Below are 25,643 nucleotides of genomic sequence, written 5' to 3' on the forward strand. Positions count from 1 at the left end.
CCATTGCTGCGAGCGATTGCCCGGCTAGCTATTGCAGCGCCGCGTCAGGTGGTCGCCGTAGCGATCCTCGTCATGGTGGCGATCGGCATCTTCGGCGTACCGGTTGCCAAGAGCCTCTCGCCCAGCGGCTTCGCCGACCCCAACTCGCAGTCGTCGCGCGCCACGCAGCTGCTCACCGACAAATTCGACCAGGGCGACGTCCAGTTCCTGGTCGTCGTGACCGCGAATGACCGCTTCGACAGTCCGGCGGTGCGGGCGGCCGCGCTCGACGTCATCGACCAGCTGAAGCGCTCCGGCCACGTCACCGGCATCTCGTCGGCCTGGACGTCGCCTCCGCAGGCCGCGGCCGCGCTCGTCAGCCGCGATCAGAAGTCGGGCCTGATCACCGCGGGCATCACGGGAAGTGAAGCCAACCAGCAGACCTATGCCAAAGACCTGTCCGCCCAGGTCAGCCGGGACCGCGACGGCATCGTGGTCCGCACCGGTGGGGCGGCGATGGTCAATCTGCAGGTGACCGAGCAGTCGCAGCACGATCTGCTGCTGATGGAGTCCATCGCGATTCCGCTGAGCTTCGTGGTGCTGGTCTGGGTCTTCGGCGGCGTGTTCGCCGCCGCGCTGCCGGTGGCCGTGGGGCTGGTGGCGATCCTGGGTGCGCTGGCCGTGCTCCGGGTGACGACGTTCTTCACCGACGTCTCGATCTTCGCGCTGAACCTGACCACCGCCATGGGTCTCGCCCTGGCGATCGACTACACGCTGCTGATGATCAGCCGATACCGCGACGAACTGGCCGAGGGCGCGGATCGGGAGACCGCGTTGATGCGGACCATGGAGTCGGCGGGCCGCACCGTGCTGTTCTCCGGAACCACCGTCGCACTGTCCATGGGCGCCATGGTGCTGTTCCCGATGCATTTCCTGAAGTCGTTCGCCTACGCCGGGGTGGCCACCGTCGCGCTCGCCGCGGTCGCCGCGATCGTGATCACTCCCGCCGCGATCAGCCTGCTGGGCGATCGGCTCGACTCGCTCGATGTGCGCCGCCTGGTCCGGCGCGGACTGGGCCGGGACGAACCTGTCCAGCGGCCGGTCGAAGAGCAGTTCTGGTATCGCTCAACGAAGTTCGTGATGAAGCGCGCGGTTCCCATCGGGTTGGCCGGCGTCGTGGTGCTGGTGATCCTCGGCGCGCCGTTCCTGGGTGTGCGACCGGGATTCCCCGACGACCGGGTGCTGCCCACCTCGGCGTCGGCGCATCAGGTGGGCGACCTGCTGCGCAGCGAGTTCACCAACAACTCCGAGACCGCGATCCCGGTGGTCATCCCGGATGCGTCCGGTCTGTCCGAGCCGCAGATCGCCCGCTACGCGGCAGATCTGTCGCGGGTCGCGGACGTGCCGTCGGTGTCAGCGCCCATGGGGGCGTTCGTCGGCGGGAACCTCGTCGGCCCGCCGACAGCGGCGACCGGATCAGCGTCGGGCAGCGCACTTCTCACGGTGGAGAGCGCCGCGCCGTTGTTCTCGGATCGTTCGGAGGATCAACTCGCCCGGCTGCACGACGTTCCGACGCCGGGGAACACGACGGTCGAGTTCGCGGGCACCGCACAGACCAATCGGGACAGCGTGGATGCGATCACCTCGCGGCTGCCCGCCGTGCTCGGTCTGATCGCGGTGATCATGCTGGTGCTGCTGTTCCTGCTGACCGGCAGTGTCGTGCTGCCGCTGAAGGCCCTGGTGCTCAATGTGCTGTCGCTGACGGCCGCCTTCGGCGCGATGGTGTGGATCTTTCAGGACGGTCATCTCGGCGCGCTGGGCACCACCTCGACCGGCACCCTGGTGGCAAACATCCCGGTGCTGCTGTTCTGCATCGCGTTCGGCCTCTCGATGGACTACGAGGTGTTCCTGGTGTCGCGGATCCGGGAGTTCTGGATGGCATCACCGCAGGGCGGCGCCGCGGACAACGACGAGAGCGTCGCTCTCGGGGTGGCCCACACCGGCCGCGTCATCACCGCCGCGGCGCTGATCATGGCAATCTCGTTCGCGGCACTGACCGCGGCCCATGTGTCGTTCATGCGGATGTTCGGTCTGGGTCTGGCGCTGGCTGTACTGGCGGACGCGACCCTGGTGCGCCTGGTCCTGGTTCCGGCGTTCATGCACGTCATGGGCAGGTGGAACTGGTGGGCACCCAAGCCGCTGGCCTGGATGCACCAACGGGTGGGCATTCGCGAGGGGGGCCCGGCGAGGCATACTGGGTGACGTGTCGAACACGGGGCCGCGGGCAAATATCGGTGAACCGGCGTCGGGCGACGTTCGTGTCAATGACATGCGTCCGATCAGTGTCATCGCCGGAGTGCGCGGAGAGTTGCCGCCGCACCGGTACACCCAAGCCGAAGTCACCGAGGCATTTCTCACCATCGGCGGCTACGGCGAGTATGAAGAGATCCTTCGCAAGCTGCATCGCAGTGCCAAAGTCGACAATCGACACTTCGTCCTGCCGCTGGATCAGTATCCCGCGCTGAAGGATTTCGGCGAAGCCAACGACCTGTTCATCTCCAATGCCGTCGAACTCGGCTCGGCCGCGGTCGCGGGTGCCCTCGAGGAAGCCGGGTTGCGACCGGAGGACGTCGATCTGATCGTGTCGACGACCGTGACCGGAGTCGCGGCCCCATCGATCGAGGCCCGGATCGCCGGCCGGCTCGGGATGCGCCCCGACGTCCGTCGGGTACCGATGTTCGGTCTGGGGTGCGTGGCCGGTGCGGCGGGCGTCGCCAGGCTGCACGACTATCTGCGCGGTGATCCCGACGGTGTCGCGGTGCTGGTGTCCGTCGAGTTGTGCTCGATGACCTACACGGCGAACAAGCCGACGTTGCCCGGACTGGTCGGCAGCGCGCTGTTCGCCGATGGGGCCGCGGCCGTCGTGGCTGTCGGTGAACGCCGTGCGGCGAAGATCAACGCCAGCGGACCCGACGTGATCGACTCGCGCAGCCATCTGTATCCGGATTCGTTGCGCACCATGGGCTGGGACGTCGGACCGGACGGTCTGGAGTTGGTGCTGTCCGCCGATCTGCCCGATGTGATCGAGCGCTACCTGCCCGACGATGTCACCGAATTCCTTGGCGCACATGACCTCGAGCTCGACGACATCGGCACCTGGGTCTGTCATCCCGGCGGCCCCAAGATCATCGAGGCGATCGTCAACAGCCTGAAACTGCCCGACGAGGCGCTCGAGCTCACCTGGCGCTCACTGGCCGACATCGGCAACATCTCGTCGTCGTCGGTGTTGCACGTGCTGCGCGACACCATCGCCAAGCGTCCGTCAGCAGGTCCGAGTGTGATGATGGCCATGGGTCCGGGCTTCTGCTCGGAACTGGTGCTGCTGCGCTGGCACTGATGACCTGGTATGTGCTGCTGGTCGCAGCGGTGGCGGCCGAACGCCTGGCCGAATTGGTGGTCGCGAAGCGCAATCTGGCCTGGAGCCGCGCGCAGGGCGGTGTCGAGTTCGGGGCGAGTCACTACCCGCTGATGGTGGTGCTGCACACCGGGTTCCTCGCCGGTGCGCTGGTCGAGGTGATCGGCCTGCACCGGCCGTTCCTGCCCGCCCTCGGCTGGCCGATGCTGGCGATAGTGGTTGGGGCGCAAGCCTTGCGGTGGTGGTGCATCACCACGCTGGGTCGGCAGTGGAACACCCGGGTCGTCGTCATCCCCGGTGCTACGCGCGTCGACGGCGGTCCGTACCGGTTCTTCTCCCACCCCAACTATGTCGCCGTCGTCGCCGAAGGTATCGCGCTGCCGTTGGTGCACACCGGGTGGATCACCGCGCTGGTCTTCACCGTGCTCAACGCGGCGCTGCTGCGCACGCGCATCCGTACCGAGAACGCCGCGCTGGCAAGCCTGTCGTGATCGATCTCCTGGTGGCAGGCGGTGGACCGGCCGGTCTGGTCACCGCATTGCATGCCGCCCGTGCCGGGCTGCGCGTCACAGTCGTGGAACGCCGCCGCGCACCGATCGACAAGGCCTGCGGCGAGGGAATGATGCCCTACACCGTGGCGCAGCTCGACAAACTCGGAATAGTTCTGCCCGGCAAGCCGTTCCGGGGCATCACCTATTTCGATGGGGCGCGACGGGTGGATGCCCCGTTTCGCTCCGGTCCGGGTATGGGCGTGCGCAGAACCGCGTTGCACACCGCGTTGACAGATGCGGTGCAGGCCGCAGGTGTCGACGTGGTGGACGCTCACATCGGCTCGATCACCCAGGATGCGGACTCGGTGCAGTGCGGGCCTTTTCAGGCCCGCTACCTGGCCGCCGCCGACGGCTTGCACTCGCCGATCCGGCGGGCGCTGGGCCTGTCCCGCCCCAGCGGCGGGCCGCGGCGGTGGGGCTTGCGGCGGCACGTGCGCATCGCACCGTGGAGCGACCGGGTCGAGGTGTACTGGGGTGACGGCGCCGAGGCCTATGTCACCCCGGTGGACGACGACTGCGTCGGCATCGCGATCCTGACCGCGCGGCAGGGCTCGTTCGAGAGCAGGCTGGCCGAATTCGGTGCCCTACGCGAGCGCGTGGACGGATGCCCGCGTGGGCCCGAGCGGGCCGCCGGTCCGCTGCGGCAGCGGGTGGCCGGGCGCCGAGCAGGCCGCGTCCTACTGGTGGGTGATGCCGCAGGCTACGTCGACGCCTTGACCGGTGAGGGCCTGGGCATCGCCTTCGGCGGCGCGGAGCTGTTGGTGAATTGCGTTCTGGCGCAACGCCCGGGCGACTACGACCGGCAGTGGCGGCGGATGTCGCGGCGCTACCGGCTGCTGACAGCGGGCCTGCTGCAGGCCGTCGAGTTCGGTCCCACCCGCTCGGCGGTGGTGCCTGCGGCGGCCGCGCTGCCGAGCGCATTCGGCAAGATCGTGAATCTGCTCGCCTACTGACGGCGTAGGCTGCGCCGCTATGAGCAACGGCCCGCACGGTGTCGTCCACATCCCGGAGATACCAGACTGGAATCGCCTGCTGGAGGGCCGCGTTGCGGTGGTGACCGGTGGCGGTGACGGTATCGGCGGGGCGATTTCGGCGCTGTTCGCCGCGCACGGTGCCGTCGTCGAGGTCGCCGAGATCGACCCCGTCCGCGCCGATCGGGTCAGCCGCCAGGTCACGGCGGCCGGTGGGGTGATCCGCAGCCACGTCGTGGACGTGACCGTCGACGACGATGTCGCCCGCCTCGCCGATGCGGTGCTTGTGACACACGGGCGGGTCGACGTCGTGGTCAACAACGTCGGCGACTACCGGCCGCTGGTGGGCTTCGAGGAGTCGACACCGCAGACCTGGCAACGGATGTACGACGTCAACCTGCGCCATGTCTTTGCGGTGACCCGTGCGTTCGTCGGGGCGATGATCGACGCGGGCAGCGGCAACATCGTCAACGTACATTCGGTGGAGGGCATGCGGGGCTTTCCGCGTGATCCGGTCTATGGCGCGATGAAAGCCGCTGTCGCGCATTTCACGACGTGCCTGGCGGTCGATCTGGGCCGCCACGGAATTCGCGTGAACGGCATCGGTACCGATCTCACCCAGACGCCGCAAGTGGACTATCTCACCGGGTATGAGGACGTCGAGCACCTGTGGCAGTCGTGGGCGCCGGTCGGTCGCGTCGGGTGGCCGGAGGATCAGGCCCGGGTGGCGTTGTTTCTGGCCTCGGAGCTGTCAGGTTTCGTCACCGGCCACAACATTCCGGTCGACGGCGGGACGAAAGCCGGTGGTGGGTGGCTATTTTCGCCGCGCGCCGGCCGTTTCGTCAACCGCTCCAAGTACCTGTAGCTCTCAGCGCGCGGAGTGCCCCGTGGAGCCGTGCCCGGTGGCCCCGGCCGATGCTGCCCGCTCGGCGCGCTGCTGAGCGGGCTTGGTGCGGCGTTGCGCACTCGGTGCGGACGCGCCGGTGGGGCTGGGAGTGGCGGTGGCCGGTTGCCGCTTGCTGGTCGCCACCGCTCTGCGCGGGTTCGGTATGGCGGCGGTCTGCGCCGACGAGCTCGAAGACCTGGCCGCGGCGGCACGCCCGGCGGTCGGAATGCCCAAGGCCCCGGCGATGGACTTCACCACCGCGTTGATGGCGCTACTGACCAGCTGCACAATGAATTTCGGCACCACGAGCGCCTGGTTGATCAGCTGGCGGATGAAAACCTGAACGCCCTGGAGGAATGGGTTGGCCGGCATGTATGGCGTCACGTCGAAGGGTTCGGCGGTGCCGTCGGCCAGATCGGCGATCAACGCCTTGATGGTCTGGGCTGCCAGCTTGGGGGTCCATTTGGTCGTGAAGATGCCGAAATTGGCCTCGTCGTCGAAGGCGCCGGTCGCGGTGTCACGCGTGGTGTAGATGAACATCGGCCCGGCGCCGGTCACCTGCTGCCATGCCACCACGAAATCGTGGATGTAGGCGGCTTGCTGGGCCTGTGACACCACGCTGGTCGGCAGACCGTATTCGGTGGCCCACAGTTTGAGCTCGGCGTCGCCGTTGGCGGCCATCAATGCGCGGATGGCCGCGACCTGTTCGATGGGTTCACCGGGCATGGTCCCCTTGGAGAACGGGGTCACATAATGGTACGGATGAAAGGACAGCGCGTCGAAAAAGCCATGTGCCCCATCGGCATACATCTGGGTGACGAACTTGACCGCGCTGGTCGACACACCCGGAATGTTGCCCACCGCCCCCAACACGCCGCCGATGACGGTGGCATTCGGGTCGGCGGCCTTGATCGCGGGGTACGCGGCCTTGAGCAGGTCGGTGTAGGCCTTCGCGCTGACCGGTGACCAGAAGGTCACACCGTTCGGCTCGTTCCAGACTTCGTACGCCGAGATCTTGCCCTGGTAGCGGGTGGCGACGGCCGAGGCGAACGCGGCGTAGGTGGCGGGGTTGGGGTGGCCGTTGAGCGGGAAGCCCGCCCAGGCCGGCGTCGCGCTGATGACACCAAGCACACCCATGTCGCGGTCGGCGATTGCGTTGACCACCATGTCGAGCTTCGACCAGTCGTAGTTCTGAGAGCTGTTGGGCTGCACGAAAATCCACGGCACCGCGATCCGGACATCGGTGACGCCGAGGGATTGAAGTTCGTCGAGGGTCTTGTTCAGATCCGCCTCGGACAAGGTGTACAGATTGGAATCGGCGATGCCCAGCGTGGTCGGCGACTCGTCGATCGCAGCCATCAGGACCACCGGCAGATGGATCGGCCCGTGCGAGAGCGACCGCCCCGTCGCGGTGGGAGCCGGGGTGAGCGTGGCCGCGAGGAGCGCCGCCGCCGTCACCATCGTCGCGGCTCGCTTGGCCGCCGTGAAGCGGCAGGATTGATCAGGCATACGCAGCACCCCCGACGTTTGCGCCCTGTGTCAGCAAACACTAGCGCGGGGCCGCGCCGTCGGGGTGTAGTTGAGCAACCCGACACGACCGGTGTGCCGAATCGGTCCGCCGGGTTGCGGGCCATCGGTAGCCTCGAAGCCGATGGCTAGGGAGGTCGCATGACGGCGGAGGGCGGCGAGAGCGGCCTGGCGTCGGCATTGGGGGCGGCACCGGAGTTGATCACCGTGCGCGCCGAGGGATTGGCGCAGATGGAGGTGTTCGCGGGGTGCCGGCCCGAGTTGCTGCGCCCGCTGGCAGAGCGGCTGCGGCCGTTGCAGGCGCCGCCGGGGCGGGTGCTGATGCGCCAAGGCGAGCAGGCGGTGTCGTTCCTGCTCATCGACACAGGCCGAGCCGAGGTGCGCCACGTCGGCGAGGACGGTGAGGTCGTCCTGGACTCGGTCTCCGCCGGTGTGATCGTCGGCGAGATCGCACTGCTGCGTGACAAGCCCCGCACCGCGACCGTCACCACCACCGAGCCACTCACCGGTTACATCGGCGACCACGCGGCGTTCGAGACCATGGCCGAGTTGCCGGGGATCAGCGAGCGGCTGGTTCGCACGGCCCGGCAGCGGCTGGCCGCTTTCGTCACCCCGATCCCGGTGATGCTCAAGGACGGGACCGAGCTGTGGCTGCGTCCGGTGCTGCCCGGTGACAGCGCGCGGACGTCGAACGGCCCTGTGGAGTTCTCCTCCGAGACGCTCTATCGCCGGTTCATGTCGATGCGGGCACCGAGTATGGCGCTGATGAACTACCTGTTCCAGGTCGACTACGTCGATCACTTCGTGTGGGTCCTCGTCGACGGTGCGGATGGCCCGGTGGTCGCCGACGTACGGTTCGTCCGCGATGAGGCCGACCCGTCGGTGGCTGAGATCGCGTTCATCGTCGGCGACGCCTATCAGGGCCGTGGTATCGGCAACTTTTTGATGGACGCGTTGATCATCGCGGCGCGGGTCGGGGGAGTGAAGAGATTCACGGCGCGGGTGCTGGGCGACAACCTCCCGATGCGCACGATCCTCGACCGTTTCGGCGCGCATTGGGAGCGCGAGGAGCCCGGAGTGGTGACCACGGAGTTCGACGTCCCGAAAGACAATGCGACACAGATTGATCCGGAGCTCGCCGCTGAGATCCAGAGCATGGCGCGCCAGGTGTTGCGGGCGATCGGGTGATATGGCCAAGCCTGAGCTGAACAAAGACACCCTGTTGTGCATCTCGCTGGCCGCGCGGCCCAGCAACATCGGTACCCGGTTCCACAACTACCTTTACCAGCAGCTGAGCCTGGATTTCATCTACAAGGCTTTCACCACAACCGATATCGCGGCCGCCATCGGTGGCGTGCGGGCGCTGGGAATTCGCGGCTGTTCGGTGTCGATGCCCTTCAAGCAGGATGTGCTGACGCTGGTCGATCATGTAGAGGACTCCGCCCGGGCGATCAACGCGGTGAACACGATCGTCAACGACGACGGCGTGCTGACCGCGGCGAACACTGACTACACCGCTGTGCAACGGTTGATCGCCGAACACGGCCTGGACCCCGACTCGGCGGTGTTGATCCGCGGCAGCGGCGGGATGGCGAGTGCGGTGGCAACGGCGTTCCGGGACAGCGGGTTCGGCGACGGAACCATTGTGGCCAGGAACTCCGACAGCGGTCCGGACTTGGCGCAACGGCTGGGCTACGACTGGCGCAGCGAGGTTGGTGACCTGCGCGCTCCGGTGATCGTGAACGTGACGCCGATCGGCATGGCCAACGGCCCCGAGGAAAACGAGCCCGCCTACGCCGACGCGGTGATCGCCGCTGCGCGTACCGTTTTCGACGTCGTCGCTGTGCCGTCGGAGACGCCACTGATCGCCGCGGCGCGGGCAGCGGGCAAGCAGGTCATCACCGGTGCCGAGGTGATCGCGCTGCAGGCGGCCGAACAGTTCGAGCGGTACACCGGAGTTCGGCCCACCCCGCAGCAGGTCGCCGAGGCGTCCGCATTCTCCCGGGCTTAGCCGCCCTCGTCGCTTTTGGGGAGGAACCGTTCTGGGTGGTGGTAGGTGTTGGTGCCTGCGGCGAGTGGTAGTTGTGGTGGGGGGATCCATTCGGTGTTGCCGTTGGCGAGTTTTCGGGTTTTCCAGCCGTGGTCGAGGAGTCGGTGATCGGCCGGGCAGGCCAGGGTGAGGGTGTCGATGTTGGTCAGCCCGCCCTGGGCCCATTCGTCGACGTGGTGGACCTCGGTGAGATAGCCGGGTGCGTCACATCCAGGGCGGGTGCAGCCACGTTCCTTGCTGTGCAACATGATCCGCTGATCAGCCGAGGCCACCCGTTTGGTGCGGCCCAGCCACAAGGCCTGCCCGCGCACCCCGTCGAACAGGGCGAGGTAGTGGTAGGCGTGGCTGGCCATCCGGATGACGTCGGGGATGGGTAGCAGGGTTCCGGTGGCGGTGACCGCATGCCCGGTCTTGGCCTGCAGGTCCTGCAGGGTGGCCGAGACGATCACCGTGACGGGTAACCCGTTGTGCTGACCGAGTTTCGGGTCCCCGAGCTGCCCGCGCACCAGTGCGGTCAACGCATCATGTTGGCGTTGGCCGTGGCTGCGCAGGTCGCGGTCGGCCACGTCCTCGGATGGTGTGAGGGTGGGGGTCTGGTCGGCGGGGTTGCACACCCCGGGTGCGGCGAACTTGGTGAACCACCCATCGAGCAGCGCCCGCAACTGCGGATCGGCGATCAGCCGGCCCACACTCATGCCGTCAACTTGTTGCCCACCGCACCAGACGAAGCCGCGTTTGCGGGCGCGGTCGTCATCGGAGAACGTCCCGTCGGGGTTGAGGTGCAGCGCCAACCGATGGGCGATCTTGTCCAACTGATCGGGCCGCATCGTCTGGGCGTGCTCGGCCAGTGTGCGTTCGGCCCTCTCGACCTCCACCGTCGGGACATGATCGGGCAAGTCACGAAAGAACCGCTGGATCACCCGCAGATGCTCGCCATCCAACTGCCCGTCATGCCAGGCCTTAGAGGTCTCGGGCAGCAGCGGCGGCAGAGGCTCACCGGTCAACGCCCGCCGCGGCGCCACCTGCTCGGCATCCCGCATGCGGCGTTTGGCCTCCCGCGGACTGATCCGCAACACATCGGCCAGGGTGATCGGTACCGGCGGGCAGCCCTCGACCTGCTCCAACCGCCCCACCACCGCGTGCGACACCGCGACCTGCCGGCGTCGCGCGGTCTCCAACCGCTGCAGAACCCTGAACCGATCCGGCGGTGACAACCCCTCGAGATCGACTGCGGCCAACGCCTCGACGACATCGTCGAGCGCCTCCAACACGCCGTCGATCAAACTCACACATCGAACACTAGTTCGAAGTACTGACAAAACCGGATGCTTCAGGCCGACCTGTTAATGAACGCAGAACTGTGGATAACGCCGGTTATTTCAGCTGGCCCGCCGCATACTCGTCCGGCCGATTCTTCTTCATCCACAATCGAATTGGCGCAAACAATACCCACAGCACCGCGTAGCCCGCGTAATAGAAGGCCACCGCAAAGAGCACCCCGACAATCCACGCGGGATACACGACGATGAGACAGAACTGGACGAATTGTTTGAGCACCACCGGCTGTCCGTCGGCCATCGACCAGACGGTGCGCGGACTCATCGAGGCGACCATGCGCCGGCCCGTAGACGCCGCGGGTTCTTCGGCTTCCTGCGGTTGGTCAGATGTCATACGAATCCCCAACTGAAAAAAGCGGCTGCCGGCGCGCGACTACGCACGCACCGACAGCCGCCTCACGACACCGATCAGGGAGTGATCGTCGTCTTCTCGTCGATGATGTTGGTGGCGTCCATCAGCGGGCCCTCCTGGCCGTCCAGCGCGTCGGCGTTCATCTGCAGGACGTACAGACCGTCCTGGCCGGGAATCACCACCGTCTTCTGGGCGATGATCCGCTTCTTGCCGTCTTTGGTGTAGTTGCCACCGAGCTGAACGGCGTCGAAACCGCTCAGCGTGCTCTTGTTGGCGCCGTCGCCGAGCGGCGTCCACCCGGGCAGGTTCTGCAGCTCACCCGGCGCGAACTCGAGAACCTTCTTGGGGTCCACGTTGCCGGTCAACTTGGAGACGATCGCGATGATGCTCGGCGGATCGTTCTTGTCCTGCGGGCTGTCGAAGACGATCGCCCCGTACGCCCAGTCGGGCGTCTGCTGGCCGGCGTCGGACCACCCCGGCGGCATCGCCAGATCGATGTTGGGAGAACCGGGATCGCCACGCTTGACCGGCGTCTCGGTGATCTGGTTCTCCTTCAGGTAATCCTGGATGGTCTTGTTCGTGCCGGCCGCCGGTGCCGGGCTTGCCGACGTCTCAGTCGATTTCGACGTCGACGTCTCGGTGGATGTCGAGGTCGACGTGGAGGTGGACGTCTTGGCGTCGTCCTTGCTGTCAGAACCGCAGCCGACGAGCGCGAAACTCAAGGAAACGGCGGCCAGGCCCGCCGTGGCTACCGCCGTCATCTTGTTCATCGAACGAGTTCTCCTTTTGTTGTGGCGCGCCGTCGCCAGCGACCAACCAAATTCGATTGAGCAGCTTAGTGCCCTTCACAGCGAAACCACATGAATCTTTGTGAAACCGCTTTTGCCACGGCACTGGAGAAACAGGCGCACCATGGACTGAGGCCGCGAAATTGCAATGGCGCAGCGTGGTCGCGGTGGTGGGTCGGGTGAAGCCATCATGGGCGGTGCGTCTGGCGTGTGGGGGGCGCCGTGGGCACCGTTGTGCGCTTGCTGTGCCTGGCCGTGTCGGGCGTCGTCGCGGCGGCGACGCTGACCGTCACCGTTCAGCTGGCGGCTACCACCGCCCTGATAATGGGCGGTACCGGACACCCTCTGGTGGGCGAGTCCCCGGGTTTCGCCGAGCAGTACACGCAGGGCGCGCTCGATCTCTTCATCGCCCCCACCGGCGCGGTGCGGGCCGATTCATCGGATCCCGCCACCTACCACCGGGTCGCCGTCGGCACCCCCGAACAGTTCTGGCCGGTGGTCGGTGCGGACCATTTCGACGCGTCTGTGGCGGCAGGTGCCGACAATCTGGTCAACTGCCTGCACGGCCGGAACTCCTGTAAGGCAACACATCTCGGCGCTGACGGCCCAGCATCGGACTACGTGATATTCGGGTATTCGCAGAGCGCGCGGATCGCGTCGATCGTCAAGCGTGACCTCATCGCGCAGTACCGCACCTCCATTGGCGCGACGCCGGCCGTCTCGTTCGTGGTCGTCAGCAATCCGAACCGGCCCAACGGAGGCTTCCTCGAACGCTTCGCGGGCCTCCACATCCCCGTCCTCGGAGTCACCTTCGACGGTGCGACTCCCGTTGACAGCTGCGCTGCCGACGGCACCAACTGCCGGTTCCTCACCGCCGACATCGCACAGCAGTACGACGGCTGGGCCGATTTCCCGCGGCGTCCGCTGAACCTGTTGGCCGACCTCAACGCATTGGCCGGCATCGCCTACCTGCACGAGCACTACACCGTGTCCGCGGCCGGCGCGATCGATCAGGGCACCGTCGGCGACACCACGTACTACCTGCTTCCGACTCGGCGCCTGCCGCTGCTCATGCCGCTCGCCCAACTCGGCGTACCGGGACCGATCCTCGATGTCCTCGACGCCCCACTGCGGGTGATCGTCGAATGGGCCTACGACCGCGCCATCAGCCCGGGCGAGCCGACACCGGCGACGCTGCGCAATCCGAACAACCCGGCGACCATGGTCCGCGATCTTCTCGCGGCGATCCCCGTCGGACTGGACGACGGTCTGCACGAGGCGGGGTTGGGACGCCCACTCGGAACGACCCGTGCGGGACCGTTCGGCGTCGGCGGCACAACGCTTCCCATGACGCTTCCAACGACGCTTCCCGGCGGGCCGGCGCCGAGCGATCCGGTGCCCGGCACGCGGCGCGCCACGGCGCGGCCACCCGGTGCCGCAAGGCCCAAGCCCCGCACGCCACCGGCCCGATCGGAGCGACCGAAGGCCGGGAAGGCCACGGCGGCGCACGCCGGTGTCGGTCGCCACCGAGCCCGGTTCTGACCACTGTGTGACGGCCGTTGAGGGCACGCGTTTGCCGATCTTGCGCATGGGTAAGTTGGCGCCATGGGAAAGTCCATCGTCGCAACCTCATTGGCCACCGCCGCGGCCGCCGTGACCGGCAGCATCGCCAGCAAGGCTGGCGTCGAGACCTGGTACCCACGGATCCGCAAACCCCGCTATGTCCCGCCGAACGCCGTGTTCCCGGTGGCGTGGACGACGTTGTACGCCGATATCGCCGTGACGTCGGCGGCGACGATCGACAAGCTGCGTGACAACGGCGAAGACGCCAAGGCCCGTGCCTACATCGGTGCGCTGGGCGCCAACCTGGTGCTCAATGCCGGGTGGAGCTGGCTGTTCTTCAAGTCGCACAAGCTCGGGCCGTCAGCGGTGGCGGCCGGCGCGCTCGCAATCAGCAGTGCCGATTTGGCGCGCAGATCCGCAGCGGTGGACCCGAAGCTCGGAGCGGCGCTGGCGCCCTACCCGTTGTGGTGCTCGTTCGCGACGCTGATGTCGACCGACATCTGGCGCCTCAACCGTTAGAACGCCATCTCGCGCGGTGCGAATCGGTCGGTGATGTCGCCGATCAGCGATTCGTCGTACGGGTCGACGGCGACCGGCGTGTCGCCGAGCGTCAACCGGTCCATGTCGACCCACACAACGTTGGGGCTGGTGGTCAACTCGAAGAAGTACATCCGGTTGGTCAGGTCGGTCACCGTTCGGTATTCGGTGTTGTACACGCCGAAGTCGCCGTAGGGTGCGCCGAACGGAACCGACACGTTGCGCATGATCGCCATCACGCTCGCGATCGCCTCGCGCTGTGAATTCGGGGTGGGCAGCAGGGCGCTGTAGTAGGCGGCGCGCTGGAACCGATCGACCGGGTTGACGTTCCCGGGCAACGGCATCTCCCGGCTCGGATGGGAAAAGTCTTGCAGGGAAAGCAGATTCAGCTGCTCATCGTAGGTGGGGTCGTTGGTCATCAACGTGAATTGGCGGCCGTGGTGGACCACCGCCCGGCCCTGGGCGAATTCGATGATCGCCGAGTCGCCCCCGGCGTCCTCGAGAGCGAGGTGCAGGTTGGCGTCACGTCCATGCGCCGACACCTTCACCAACTGGACCTCGTCCATCAGCCGCAGCGCCTCGGCCACCGTGTCCGCCTGGTCCAGCACATACTGCAACCACAATCCGGCCTGCACCCCGGGTTTCGCCGGGTCGCGCGGGCCGAAGTCGGTTTCGTTCAGGTACAGCCCGTGGCCCGCCAGGCCCGCCTCGTTGAGGCCGTCCACGGTGCCCAGTCCGTAGACGGTCGTCACCAGGCTGGCGTAACGGCTGGTCCAGCGCAGCGGATTCGGGTCGGCGACGATTCCGGTCGGCCTGCTGCCGTCGCGGTCCCGCCCGCGGGCAAACCCGACGATCAGCGGCTGCGTCGACTCCGGCCAGTCCATCGAGCGTCCGGTGAGGACCGCTAGGTCGTTGGTGTTCCACAGCACTCGAGTGCACATGGCTGACAGGTTAGCCCGCGAGGCGCGCGCATCGGCCGAACGATAAGTGGTATCAAAGCCCCGTGCGGCGGCTGATCGTCTGCCTGACGACGACACTGTGCCTGGCGACGGGACTCGGTCTGCCGGCGTGCGCGAAACCCACTTCGGCGCCGCCACCATCGTCGTCCCCATCGGCATCGACACCCGGCGGCGGTGTGATCAACCCGGCCAACATCAAACGCATCCGGCCGTCGCTGCCGGCCGGCTACGAAATCGCCGACGTGGCCGGGCCGGTGAGCGCTGCGGGCTTGTGGGGCTTCGGATCCGGGTGGACGGCGTCCCCGCCACAGTGCGCGGCGCTGGCGGACCCGGCGCCCGCCGATGCCGGTGCCCGCGGCTACTCGGCGTCCGGCGCGGGCGGAACCGTCTATGTCGTCGTCGCGGTGCCCGCCCAACCGCCGCCGAATGACGCGGTGGTCGGCGACTGCGCCCGGTGGACGATGACATTCGCGCACACCACCGGCGATGTGAGCTTGGCGCCCCCGCCCGAAGCGCCCAGCATCGACGGTGTGCTGACCATCGCGATGACGGTCACCACCCGCACAGTCGTCGAGTCCGGCACCCAGGTCGACGGCCAGGCCATGACCGCGCAGGCCTACGCCGACGGCCACGTCGTCTACGTCACCCTGGTCACCGACCCCGGATCACCGCATCCGGCACTGGATTCCCGTTTCGTCGGCGATCTGCTGGTCGCGACGGTCGCTGCCCTGCGCGGCTGAGGCAGGTACATTGACCACGATGGTGAAACCCGGCGCGGTCGTCGCAGTGCTGTGCGCCGGACTGGCGGTGGCGTGTTCATCAGGCGCACCCGCCGAGCCGAAGGCCGATATCGCCAAGGTGACGACGCTGAAGTCGAGCTTCGGTCCGGACTTCACGGTCTCCGAGGTCGCCAAGACCGGGATCGACCCGCAGGTGCTGGCCGGCCAGAAACTGCCCGACGGCCTGACCTTCGATCCGCCGTCCTGTGCGAAGTACGCCACCGGACAGCTCGTGCCGCAGGGCACCCAGGGCAACATGGCGGCCGTCTCGGCCGAGGGCCAGGGCAACCGCTTCATCGTGATCGCCGTCGAGACCGACTCGGCGGTGCCGGTGACCGAACCCGGACCGGACTGCCGCAAGGTCACCTTCACGGGCAGCGCGCTGCGCGGGTTGGTGGAGTCGGTCGAGGCGCCCACCATCGACGGCACCAAGACACTGGGCGTCCACCGGGTGCTCCAAGCGGTGGTCAACAACCAGGCGCGCACCGGCGAGACGTACAACTACTCCGCTCATTTCGGTGTCTATCAGGTCATCGTGAGCGCCAACCCGCTGGTGGTGCCGGACAAGCCGGTCGTGCCGGTCAACACCGGGCGGGCCCGCGATCTGCTGGTCGCCGGCGTCAACGCCATCCGGGGCTGAGCTCAGCGCACGTCGCGCGGACGGAACTGGATGCTGATCCGCGGTCCTCTCGGCAGCGCGGTTTTGGGAACGGCATGCTCCCAGGTGCGTTGGCATGAACCGCCCATCACCAGAAGGTCGCCGTGGTGCTGGGGCAGCCGCAGCGACTGTCCGCCGCCGCGGGGCCTAAGTGCGAACACCCGGGTGGCGCCGAGGCTGACGATCGCCACCATGGTGTCCTCGGTGCTGCTGCGGCCGATGGTGTCGCCGTGCCACGCCACGCTGTCGGCTCCGTCGCGGTACAGGCACAGCCCGGCACTGGTGAACGGCTCACCCAATTCGCCGGCGTAAACGTCGTTGAGGCGACGGCGCAGCCTGGTGATGGCGGGGTTCGGCGGCGGTTCGGTCAGCAGATCGTGGAAGCTGACCAGCCGCGGAACGTCGAGGACCCGGTCGTACATCTGCCGCCGTTCGGCGCGCCAGGCGACATCGTCAAGCAGGGCGTCGAACAACGCATCGGCGTCGTCGACCCATGCCGAGCGCATGTCGATCCACGCACCGGCACCGAGCTCGCGGCGCTCACTGTGCTCGAACAGCGCGCCCTGAACCGGGACAGACACAGGCACGAGGATATCGCACATCTGTTCGATGCCAAAGCGTCGAAACTAGAGTTTGGCCGCCCCGGGTCCGTGTCCGGCGAGGACGTCTTCGGGGTTCGACAGCGCGCAGCTGCGCAGACTCAGGCAACCGCAGCCGATGCAGTCGGCGAGATTGTCGCGCAGCCGCTGCAGGTGGACGATCCGCTCATCGAGGTCGTCTCGCCAGCCCGCCGACAGCCGTGCCCAGTCCCGGCTGGTGGGAACCCGGTCGGCCGGCAGCGTCGCCAGTGCTTCGCGGACCCTGGCCAGGGGGATGCCCAGGCGCTGGGACATCCGGATGAATGCGACTCGCCGCAGCGTGTCACGGGGGTAACGCCGCTGGTTGCCCGAGGTCCGGCGGCTGCTGATCAGGCCCTCGCGCTCGTAGAAGTGCAGTGCCGAGATCGCCACCCCGGCTCGTGCCGCGAGTTCGCCGGGCCCCAGTTCGTGCTCGGTCACTCCTCGACGATAGATCAGCTGGCGCAGGTGTTGTTACGGTGCTATTCGTGACTGCCGCCGTACTTGGCTCCAACTCCGAGGTCGGGACGCTGCGGGTCGTCATTCTGCACCGACCCGGCGCCGAACTGCAGCGGTTGACCCCGCGCAACAACGACAAACTGCTGTTCGACGGTCTGCCGTGGGTGGCGCGGGCTCAGCAGGAACACGACGCGTTCGCCGATCTACTGCGGTCGCGGGGCGTGGAGGTGCTGCTGCTGTCGGACCTGCTGACCGAGGCGCTGAACAGCGGGGCGGCCAGAATGCAGGGCATTTCAGCGGCCGTCGATGCGCGCCGCTTGGGATTACCTCTGGCGCAGGAACTTTCGGCATATCTGCGCAGCCTGGAGCCGGCGGCGCTGGCGCATGTGCTGATGGCGGGGATGACCTTCACCGAATTACCTTCGGGCGCAACGTCGGACATGTCGCTGGTCCGGCTGATGCATCACGGCGGCGACTTCGTCATCGAACCGCTGCCGAACCTGTTGTTCACCCGCGACTCGTCGTTCTGGATCGGTCCTCGGGTGGCGATCACCTCGCTGGCCCTGCCCGCGCGGATGCGCGAGACCTCACTCACCGACCTCATCTACGCCCACCACCCACGCTTCCTCGGTGTGCGCCGGGCCTACGAATCGCACACTGCGCCGGTGGAAGGCGGTGACGTACTGCTGCTCTCGCCCGGCGTGGTGGCCGTCGGAGTCGGGGAGCGCACCACCCCGGCAGGTGCGGAAGCATTGGCGCGCAGCCTGTTCGATGACGGATTGGCCCACACAGTGCTGGCCGTTCCGATCGCCCAGGAGCGGGCCCAGATGCACCTGGACACCGTCTGCACGATGGTCGACGTCGACGCAGTGGTGATGTACCCGGCGATCAGTGACTCGCTGTCGGCGTTCACCATCAAACGCACACCCGACGGGGTGAAGATCCTCGACGAGGCGCCGTTCGTGAAGGCGGCCGCCGACGCGATGGGCACGGCGTTGCGGGTCATCGACACCGGGCTGGACCCGGTGACCGCCGAACGCGAGCAGTGGGACGACGGCAACAACACCCTCGCGGTGGCCCCCGGCGTCGTCGTCGCCTACGAACGAAACACCGAAACCAATGCCCGGCTGCAGGATTCGGGAATCGAAGTGCTGCCGATCGCCGCCTCCGAGCTCGGCACCGGCCGTGGCGGTCCGCGGTGCATGTCATGTCCGGTGGCCCGGGACCCGCTGTGACCGATCTGCTGGTCGACGGGAAGCTGGTGCCCGGCGGGGCGGGTACGTTCGGCACCGTCAATCCGGCCACCGAGGAGCAGATCGGGCTGGCGGCCGACGCCGACAGCGCGGACATGGACCGTGCGATTGCCGCCGCGCGCGTCGCGTTCGACCACGGCGACTGGGCCCGGGATGTGGCGCTACGGGTGCATTGCCTGCGCCAGTTGCGCGCGGCTCTGATCGCCGAGATCGAGGAGCTGCGCTCGGTCACGGTCGCCGAAGTCGGCGCTCCGGTGACCTTCACGCACGGCTCACACCTGGAAGGCCCGGTCGACGATCTGGCATTCCCCGCCGACACCGCCGAAAGCTATTCGTGGAAAACCGATCTCGGGGTGGTCTCCCCGATGGGTATCGCGACGCGGCGCTGGCTGGTACGCGAGCCGTATGGGGTCGTCGGCGCGATCACGCCGTTCAACTTCCCGCATCAGATCAACCTCGCCAAACTGGGTCCGGCGCTGGCGGCAGGCAACACCGTGGTCCTCAAGCCCGCGCCCGAGACCCCGTGGTGCGCAGCCCACATCGGCCGGATCATCGCCGAGCACACCGACTTTCCGCCGGGCGTGGTCAACATCGTGACGGCCGCCGATCCCGCTCTGGGTGCGCAGTTGTCTCGCGACGCCCGGGTGGACGTGGTGTCGTTCACCGGTTCGACGGCCACCGGCGCCGCGGTGATGGCCGCCGCGGCGCAGAACATCACCAAGGTATTCCTCGAACTCGGCGGCAAGTCGGCGTTCATCGTGCTCGACGACGCCGACCTGAGCCGAGCATGTGGTGCGGCGGCCGTCGCGGTATCCCGGCATGCCGGCCAGGGCTGCGCGTTCACCACCCGGTTACTGGTGCCGCGCAACCGATACGACGAGGCCGTGGATGCCGCCGCCGCGGCGATGAGCGGTATCGCGGTCGGCGACCCGACCGATCCCGCGACGGTGTGCGGACCGCTGATCTCGGCGCGGCAGCGGGACCGCGTGCAGGGTTATCTGGGCCTGGCAGTGGACGAGGGCGGGTCGTTTGCCTGCGGCGGCGGCCGTCCCGGCGGCCTGGACCGCGGATACTTCATCGCTCCCACAGTGATTCGTGGCCTTGATAATTCGGCTCGGGTGGCGCGCGAGGAGATCTTCGGCCCGGTGCTGGTGGTGCTGGCTCATGACGGTGACGACGACGCGGTGGCCATCGCGAACGACTCACCGTACGGGCTCTCCGCGGCGGTATGGAGTTCCGACCCGGAGCGGGCGGCCGTGGTGGCAGGGCGGCTGCGGACCGGAACGGTCAGTGTCAATGGGGGAGTGTGGTATTCGGCCGACACGCCGTTCGGCGGCTACAAGCAGTCGGGCAACGGCCGTGAGATGGGGGTAGCCGGCTTCTCCGAGTACCTCGAGACCAAAGTGATCGCCACCGCGGTGGGCACGGCGTGACCGGACTGCCGTTCGATCCCGACGCGCTGCGCGCCCGTTATGCGCGGGAGCGCGACATACGTTTGCGCCCTGACGGTATCGGTCAGTACGTCGAGGTGGCCGGTGATTTCGCCGGTTTCGCGTCCGACCCGTGGTCGGGTGCGCCCGAACCTCGTGAGCCGGTCACCGACGAGGTCGACGTCGCGATCATCGGCGCCGGGTTCGGCGGTCTGCTTACCGGTGCCCGGCTGCGGGAACTCGGCGTCGCCGACATCCGGCTGATCGACAAGGCGGCCGACGTCGGCGGCACCTGGTACTGGAACCGATACCCCGGCATCGCCTGCGATGTCGAGTCTTACGTCTATATGCCGCTGCTGGAGGAGGTTGGCTATCTGCCGACCGAGAAGTACGCCAAGGGTCCGGAGATCTTCGCGCATTGCCGGCGCATCGCCCAGCATTACGACCTCTATCGCTCTGCCCTGCTGCACACCGAGGTGCGGCAGATCCGGTGGGATGAGCGCAGCGAGCGGTGGATCGTGGAGACCGATCGCGGTGATGCGATCCGCGCCCGGTTCGTATCGATGGCGAACGGTTACCTGCAGAAGCCGAAACTCCCGGGGATCCCCGGCATCACGTCGTTCGCCGGGCACACCTTCCACACCAGCCGGTGGGACTACGACTACACCGGACAAGACCTGGAACTGTTGGCCGACAAGCGGATCGGGATCATCGGCACCGGTGCGACGGCCGTGCAGTGCGTTCCGCACCTGGCGCGCGCCGCCGGTCATCTCTCGGTGTTCCAGCGCACGCCGTCATCGGTCGACGTCCGGGCCAACCGGCCCACCGACGCTCAGTGGGCCGCCACGCTGACACCCGGCTGGCAGCGGCGTCGCATCGAGAACTTCCAGCAGCTCACGGCCGGCGGTGATGCCGACGAGGACCTGGTGGCCGATGCCTGGACCAGCATCGTCAAGACGCTGCTGGTGATGCAGGATGGTGAGCTGGCGGACTTCGCGAAGATGGAGGAGGTCCGCGCCCGTGTCGACGCGATCGTGACCGATCCGGACACCGCCGAGGCGCTCAAACCGTGGTACGGCTACTTCTGCAAGCGGCCGTGCTTTCACGACGACTACCTGGCAACGTTCAACCGGCCCAACGTGACTCTGGTCGACACCCATGGCCGCGGCGTGGAGTGCATCACCGAACGCGGTGTCGTGGCCGATGGCATCGAGCACGAACTCGACTGCCTGATCTTCGCAACGGGTTTCGAGGTCGGCACCGAGTATGCGCGGCGCACCGGGTTCGAGGTGCTCGGCCGTGACGGGATCACGTTGACCGACAAGTGGCGTGACGGCGTCCGGACGCTGCACGGTCTGATGGTGGCCGGCTTTCCCAACCTCTTCGTCGAAAGCATCGCGCAGTCGGGCTTCACGGTGAACTTTCCCTACCTGCTCGACGTCCAGGCCACGCATGTCGCGTGGATCATCGCCGAGGCTTTATCGCGCAACATCACCCGCGTCGAATCGACGACGGCCGCCGAGGACAGGTGGGTGGACATCGTGGTGAGCAGATCCGCCGGGACTGCTGACCGTGCCCGGAACTGCACCCCCGGGTACTACAACCGGGAAGGGCAGGCCAACGCCACCACCCGGCAGGGCAGCTTCTTCTACGGCACCCCAACCGAATACGCCGACATCCTGGCCGCATGGCGGGAGGAGGGCACGCTCGATGGCCTTGAGATCTCTCGAGGTGCCCTCTGATGACAGCTCGGTACCTGACGGGAAGACTGCGGGCGGCGGTGCGGCGGCGCTCACCGCGGGTGGCGATCATCGGCGCCGGGTTCGGCGGGCTGGCCGCCGCGGTGGCGTTGCGGCGCATCGGTGTCGACGACATCGCGATCATCGAACGCTGTGACGGAGTCGGCGGCACCTGGCGGCTGAACACCTATCCCGGCGCGGCGTGCGACATCCAGAGCCACCTGTACTCGTTCTCCTTCGCCCCCAACCGGAACTGGAGCCGCACCTACGCCCGGCAGCCGGAGATCTTGGCCTACCTGGAGTCGGTGGCCAGAGAGTTCGATCTGGAACGGCACCTGCTGACCGGCACCACGGTGCGGAGCATGAGTTGGAGCGACCACGCCCAACAGTGGGATCTCGACCTCGAATCAGTCAGTACCGGGAGCGGTTTCGGGTTCTCGGCTGACGTGGTGATCAGCGCGGTGGGTCTGTTCGGTGAACCCAAGCTGCCCGACATCGACGGGTTGACGGACTTCGGCGGCTCGATCATGCACACCGCACGCTGGGACCCGCGCGCCGACGTCACCGGCTGCCGGGTGGCCGTCATCGGCACGGGTGCCAGTGCGGTGCAGGTCGTTCCGGAACTCGCGAGGGAGGCCGGCGCAGTGACGGTCTTCCAGCGCACGCCGCCGTGGATGGTGCCCAAGGACGATCGCGCGTTCACCGCCGACGAGCTCGACCGCTTCCGTCGCATCCCCTGGGCCGGGCGCCGCGAGCGGTGGCGGCTGTGGAAGGAGCAGCACGACAACACCGCGCTGCGACTCGACGACCCCCGGGTGAGCGGTCGGCAGGGCATCGCCGAAGAGTTCCTGCGCCGCAGCGTCACCGACGACCAGCTCCGCGCGCAGCTCACCCCGGACTACCCGTTCCGCTGCAAGCGGGTACTGCTCGGCGGCGACTACTACGCCGCACTGCAGCAGGACAACGTCTCGCTGGTGGCCGAACCCATCGAGAAGGTCACCGAGGACGCGGTGTGCACCGCCTCGTCGACGACCGAGGCCGACGTCATCGTGCTGGCCACCGGATTCCAGACCAACCGTTACCTGGCCGGCATCGAGGTCACCGGCGTCGGGGGACAGTCACTACACGACCGTTGGGGCGAGGATCCCAGCGCCTACCTCGGTGCCGCGGTCAGCGGCTTCCCGAATTTCCTGATGCTGTACGGGCCCAACACCAATCAGGGCGGCAATTCGATCGTGTACATCCTGGAGGCGGGGGCCCGCCTGGCCGCCGGCGCGGTGGCGCGCCTGCGCCGCAAAGGCGGGACCCTGGAGGTGGACCCGGACGCCGAGCGGCGATTCAACGACGAGATCTCCGCCGAACTCGAGCAGACGGTGTGGACGCAGTGCGGCAGCTACTTCCGCTCACCGGATGGTCGCATCGTCACGCAATGGCCCTACACCGAGATCGAATACGCCCGCCGCACACGGCGATTGAGGCGCAGCGACTGGATTCACCGGTAAGTCACAGTCCCAGCGGCCAGGTCCCGATCACGTCGTCGGCCTCCAGGCGGGCCAGGTCCTGATCGGTCAGGCCCAGTACGCCGCCGAAGATGTCCGCGTTGTGCTGACCCAGCAGCGGCGCCGCGTGCGCGACGAAGTGGCCGGCGACCGGCGGCCGCGGGTAGGGCAGTGGTCCGCACAACGGGTGTGACACCGTTTGGAAGAAGTCCCGTGCCTGCAGCGAGGGGTTGTCGATCACATCGGGCGGCTGCAGAACGGGTGCCGCGGGGATCCCGGCGGCGAGCAATGCCGCGACGGCCTCGTCGCGGGGCCGGGTCGCGAGCCACTCGGCGAGATGGCCGTCGATGAGGTCGCCCGCGTCGGCCGTGTAGCTCACGCCGCGAGCCCAGTTCGGTTGCCCGAGAAGCGCTGTCAGCGCGGCCCAGTCGGAGTCGTCGCGGATGCTGACCGCCGCCCACTGGTCGTACCCGGCGCAGACGTAGACGTTCTGCACCGCGCACTCGTGCCCGCGGTTGCCCCGGCGGGTCAGCAGTACACCTGCGGCGTCGTGTTCGATGATCTGCAGTGCGCTGGCGTTGAGCACCACGTCGATCATCGGCACCTCGATCAGCTGCCCCTGTCCGGTGCGCCGGCGAAACTCCAGGGCTGCGAGCGTGAGAAACGCGGCGTGCACTCCGGCCAGCGGGTCGCACGCGCCGCGCGGGGCGGTCGGCAGACCGTCGGGGTAGCCGGTGATCCAGGCCAGCCCCGCAAGCTGTTCCATTGTCATCGCGAAGCCCACTCGGTCGCGCCACGGGCCGTCCAGCCCGAACCCGGGCATGCGGACCTCGATGATCTGCTCGTTGAATTCGCGCAGTGCCTCGTAACCCAGCCCGAAGTTCTCCATCACCCGGGGGGTGAAATTCTCGATCACCACGTCCGCATCGGCGACCATCCTGCCGAAAAGCGCTCTGCCAGCGTCGGATTCCAGATCCAAGGTCACCGAGCGCTTGCCGGAGTTGACGCCGTGGAAGACCCAGCTGTACTCCCACCACCGTTCGACGTCGGGACGGAACCCGCCGGCGAAGCGCATCCCGTCCGGGCGCTGCACCGACTCGATCTTCACCACGTCCGCACCGAGCATCGCCAGCAGATGAGTGGCGGCCGGGCCGGCCCAGAATGCGGTCAGATCCACGATGCGGACGCCGTCGAGCGGCAGCCCCGTGCCGGTGGGCTTGTTCCGCGGCGTCCAGTCGCCCGCGGTGTCACCGACAGCGGGAGGCAACGCCGGCGGCAGTGCTGGCGTACGGCTCATCCGCCACGGCGGCCCAGGCGCCCGGAACCCGGCGGGATGATCGACGAACGACTTTCGCGCGACGAAATGATCCATCCCAGATAGGGTTTCACCGTTGCCGATGGCCGCCATCGGAATCCGGAACAGCTCGGCCAGTTCCACGATCTCCGCGACGGTGTGGGTGGCGAACCAGTCGCCGATGCGGGCCCGGATGAGGTCGCGCTGCTCCCAGCGGCCCACCTGGAAACGCAACTCGGGAACGTCGGCCAGGTCGGGGCATTCGACCATCGCGCAGAAGTCCTGCCACTGCTGGCCGGTGGCCATCGAGATGCCGACATAGCCGTCCTTGGCGCGCTCCACCGACGGGACCTCAGTCGAACGGCCGACGACCTCGAGAAGCATCAATTCCTTGCGCAGCCAGGAGAACACCTGCATCGAGGTGGTCATCGCTTCCAGCACCGACATGTCGAAGCTGCCGCCACCTCGGTGCGCGGCGAGCGCGAAGAACGCGGCGTAGCTGCCGGCGATGAACTCACCCAGGTCGCCGCCGACCGCGATCGGCGGCCGTTCCGGCTCGCCCCGCGAGCCCGTCGAGCCGCACCAGGCCTGCATGGTGAATTCGGTGGCAGGCAACTCCGCCCATGGGCCACCCCAGCCGAAGTTCGACACCGTGACCACCGGTGTTGTGCAGCAAGCGATCTCGTCCGCCCCCAGGCCCATATCGGCGGCCTGCTCCGGGGTGGCGCCGAGGATGACGATGTCGGCGGAGTTCAGCAGCGCGGGGGTGACCGACGGTGTTGTGATGCTGTGCTTGCCGCCGGCCAGGAAGGAGAAGAACGGACTGTCACCCTCGGACGCCGCGACACCCGTGGGCCGGTAGCGGCGCAGCCGATGACCGGTGGGGGGTTCGACCATCACCACCTCGGCGCCGGCGTCGCGCAGCAGTTTTCCGCAGTAGGCGGTGGCGATCCGGTCGCCGATCTCGAGCACCCGGATACCCGACAGGGGAGACGTCACG

The 25,643-nt window shown here is 67.6% G+C and carries 23 protein-coding genes; 15 read left to right on the top strand and 8 right to left on the bottom strand.

Annotated features, from left to right (window positions below):
- Nucleotides 1-3 precede the first annotated feature (3 nt).
- From G6N32_RS04950 to G6N32_RS04970, 5 genes are all read left to right on the top strand, one after another.
- Complete coding sequence (locus G6N32_RS04950; protein WP_115317019.1) at nucleotides 4-2,241, top strand: MMPL family transporter; 2,238 nt, start codon at nucleotides 4-6, stop codon at nucleotides 2,239-2,241.
- Between the two features lie 76 nt (nucleotides 2,242-2,317).
- On the top strand, nucleotides 2,318-3,376 hold the full coding sequence (locus G6N32_RS04955) for a type III polyketide synthase (RefSeq protein ID WP_178059253.1): 1,059 nt from the start codon (nucleotides 2,318-2,320) through the stop codon (nucleotides 3,374-3,376).
- Nucleotides 3,376-3,885 carry an isoprenylcysteine carboxyl methyltransferase family protein gene (locus tag G6N32_RS04960; protein ID WP_115317017.1) on the top strand — a complete coding sequence of 170 codons (510 nt, stop codon included), beginning with the start codon at nucleotides 3,376-3,378 and terminating at the stop codon, nucleotides 3,883-3,885. The genes G6N32_RS04955 and G6N32_RS04960 overlap by 1 nt, the downstream gene beginning before the upstream one ends.
- Entirely contained in the window at nucleotides 3,882-4,898 is a 1,017-nt protein-coding gene (locus G6N32_RS04965; RefSeq protein ID WP_115317015.1) for an NAD(P)/FAD-dependent oxidoreductase, read from the top strand. The genes G6N32_RS04960 and G6N32_RS04965 overlap by 4 nt, the downstream gene beginning before the upstream one ends.
- Before the next feature lie 19 nt (nucleotides 4,899-4,917).
- Entirely contained in the window at nucleotides 4,918-5,781 is an 864-nt protein-coding gene (locus G6N32_RS04970; RefSeq protein ID WP_115317013.1) for an SDR family NAD(P)-dependent oxidoreductase, read from the top strand.
- 3 nt (nucleotides 5,782-5,784) lie between these two features.
- On the opposite strand, the gene G6N32_RS04975 is transcribed toward G6N32_RS04970, so the two are convergent.
- The gene (locus tag G6N32_RS04975; RefSeq protein ID WP_115317010.1) at nucleotides 5,785-7,311 is read right to left on the bottom strand and encodes a cellulase family glycosylhydrolase; all 1,527 of its coding nucleotides are present in this window, start codon (nucleotides 7,309-7,311) and stop codon (nucleotides 5,785-5,787) included.
- Nucleotides 7,312-7,470: 159 nt separating this feature from the next.
- Here G6N32_RS04975 and G6N32_RS04980 point away from each other — a divergent pair, with 159 nt between their 5' ends.
- Both G6N32_RS04980 and G6N32_RS04985 read left to right on the top strand, forming a co-directional pair.
- On the top strand, nucleotides 7,471-8,517 hold the full coding sequence (locus tag G6N32_RS04980) for an acetyltransferase Pat (protein ID WP_115317008.1): 1,047 nt from the start codon (nucleotides 7,471-7,473) through the stop codon (nucleotides 8,515-8,517).
- 1 nt (nucleotide 8,518) lies between these two features.
- The gene (locus G6N32_RS04985; protein ID WP_115317006.1) at nucleotides 8,519-9,340 is read left to right on the top strand and encodes a shikimate 5-dehydrogenase; all 822 of its coding nucleotides are present in this window, start codon (nucleotides 8,519-8,521) and stop codon (nucleotides 9,338-9,340) included.
- On the opposite strand, the gene G6N32_RS04990 is transcribed toward G6N32_RS04985, so the two are convergent.
- From G6N32_RS04990 to lpqN, 3 genes are all read right to left on the bottom strand, one after another.
- Nucleotides 9,337-10,668 carry an HNH endonuclease signature motif containing protein gene (locus tag G6N32_RS04990; protein ID WP_115317004.1) on the bottom strand — a complete coding sequence of 444 codons (1,332 nt, stop codon included), beginning with the start codon at nucleotides 10,666-10,668 and terminating at the stop codon, nucleotides 9,337-9,339. The two genes, G6N32_RS04985 and G6N32_RS04990, sit on opposite strands and share 4 nt — an antisense overlap.
- Nucleotides 10,669-10,753: 85 nt before the next feature.
- Nucleotides 10,754-10,981, bottom strand: a complete 228-nt coding sequence (locus G6N32_RS04995; RefSeq protein ID WP_232077496.1) for a hypothetical protein — start codon at nucleotides 10,979-10,981, stop codon at nucleotides 10,754-10,756.
- Between the two features lie 143 nt (nucleotides 10,982-11,124).
- Complete coding sequence (gene lpqN / locus G6N32_RS05000) at nucleotides 11,125-11,838, bottom strand: envelope biogenesis lipoprotein LpqN (protein ID WP_115317001.1); 714 nt, start codon at nucleotides 11,836-11,838, stop codon at nucleotides 11,125-11,127.
- Nucleotides 11,839-12,078: 240 nt separating this feature from the next.
- Between lpqN and G6N32_RS05005 the strand changes: the two genes are divergently transcribed.
- Together G6N32_RS05005 and G6N32_RS05010 are read left to right on the top strand one after the other, a co-directional pair.
- Nucleotides 12,079-13,398, top strand: coding sequence for a PE-PPE domain-containing protein (locus G6N32_RS05005; protein WP_147291950.1), 1,320 nt, complete (start codon nucleotides 12,079-12,081; stop codon nucleotides 13,396-13,398).
- Nucleotides 13,399-13,461: 63 nt separating this feature from the next.
- Nucleotides 13,462-13,938 carry a TspO/MBR family protein gene (locus tag G6N32_RS05010; protein WP_115316997.1) on the top strand — a complete coding sequence of 159 codons (477 nt, stop codon included), beginning with the start codon at nucleotides 13,462-13,464 and terminating at the stop codon, nucleotides 13,936-13,938.
- Here G6N32_RS05010 and G6N32_RS05015 read toward each other — a convergent pair.
- Nucleotides 13,935-14,897, bottom strand: coding sequence for a bile salt hydrolase (locus G6N32_RS05015; protein WP_115316995.1), 963 nt, complete (start codon nucleotides 14,895-14,897; stop codon nucleotides 13,935-13,937). The two genes, G6N32_RS05010 and G6N32_RS05015, sit on opposite strands and share 4 nt — an antisense overlap.
- 62 nt (nucleotides 14,898-14,959) lie before the next feature.
- Here G6N32_RS05015 and G6N32_RS05020 point away from each other — a divergent pair, with 62 nt between their 5' ends.
- Nucleotides 14,960-15,655 carry a DUF5642 family protein gene (locus tag G6N32_RS05020; protein ID WP_232077498.1) on the top strand — a complete coding sequence of 232 codons (696 nt, stop codon included), beginning with the start codon at nucleotides 14,960-14,962 and terminating at the stop codon, nucleotides 15,653-15,655.
- 19 nt (nucleotides 15,656-15,674) lie between these two features.
- Nucleotides 15,675-16,334 carry a DUF5642 family protein gene (locus G6N32_RS05025; RefSeq protein WP_115316993.1) on the top strand — a complete coding sequence of 220 codons (660 nt, stop codon included), beginning with the start codon at nucleotides 15,675-15,677 and terminating at the stop codon, nucleotides 16,332-16,334.
- Nucleotides 16,335-16,336: 2 nt separating this feature from the next.
- On the opposite strand, the gene G6N32_RS05030 is transcribed toward G6N32_RS05025, so the two are convergent.
- Nucleotides 16,337-16,933, bottom strand: a complete 597-nt coding sequence (locus G6N32_RS05030; protein ID WP_178059242.1) for an alpha-ketoglutarate-dependent dioxygenase AlkB — start codon at nucleotides 16,931-16,933, stop codon at nucleotides 16,337-16,339.
- Nucleotides 16,934-16,978: 45 nt separating this feature from the next.
- Complete coding sequence (soxR, locus tag G6N32_RS05035) at nucleotides 16,979-17,410, bottom strand: redox-sensitive transcriptional activator SoxR (RefSeq protein WP_115316989.1); 432 nt, start codon at nucleotides 17,408-17,410, stop codon at nucleotides 16,979-16,981.
- Nucleotides 17,411-17,457: 47 nt separating this feature from the next.
- On the opposite strand from soxR, the gene arcA reads away from it, so the two are divergent.
- From arcA to G6N32_RS05055, 4 genes are read left to right on the top strand one after another with little or no spacing between them, the layout of a single operon-like run.
- Entirely contained in the window at nucleotides 17,458-18,663 is a 1,206-nt protein-coding gene (arcA, locus tag G6N32_RS05040) for an arginine deiminase (protein WP_115318822.1), read from the top strand.
- Nucleotides 18,627-20,114, top strand: a complete 1,488-nt coding sequence (locus G6N32_RS05045) for an aldehyde dehydrogenase (RefSeq protein ID WP_410432578.1) — start codon at nucleotides 18,627-18,629, stop codon at nucleotides 20,112-20,114. Before arcA ends, G6N32_RS05045 begins: the two co-directional genes overlap by 37 nt.
- Complete coding sequence (locus G6N32_RS05050; protein ID WP_115316985.1) at nucleotides 20,111-21,853, top strand: flavin-containing monooxygenase; 1,743 nt, start codon at nucleotides 20,111-20,113, stop codon at nucleotides 21,851-21,853. The genes G6N32_RS05045 and G6N32_RS05050 overlap by 4 nt, the downstream gene beginning before the upstream one ends.
- Nucleotides 21,853-23,352, top strand: coding sequence for a flavin-containing monooxygenase (locus G6N32_RS05055; RefSeq protein ID WP_115316984.1), 1,500 nt, complete (start codon nucleotides 21,853-21,855; stop codon nucleotides 23,350-23,352). Before G6N32_RS05050 ends, G6N32_RS05055 begins: the two co-directional genes overlap by 1 nt.
- A gap of 1 nt (nucleotide 23,353) precedes the next feature.
- On the opposite strand, the gene G6N32_RS05060 is transcribed toward G6N32_RS05055, so the two are convergent.
- Complete coding sequence (locus tag G6N32_RS05060; protein ID WP_115316982.1) at nucleotides 23,354-25,642, bottom strand: CaiB/BaiF CoA-transferase family protein; 2,289 nt, start codon at nucleotides 25,640-25,642, stop codon at nucleotides 23,354-23,356.
- Between the last annotated feature and the right edge of the window lies 1 nt (nucleotide 25,643).

The organism is Mycolicibacterium aichiense (assembly GCF_010726245.1).
Taxonomy (GTDB): domain Bacteria; phylum Actinomycetota; class Actinomycetes; order Mycobacteriales; family Mycobacteriaceae; genus Mycobacterium; species Mycobacterium aichiense.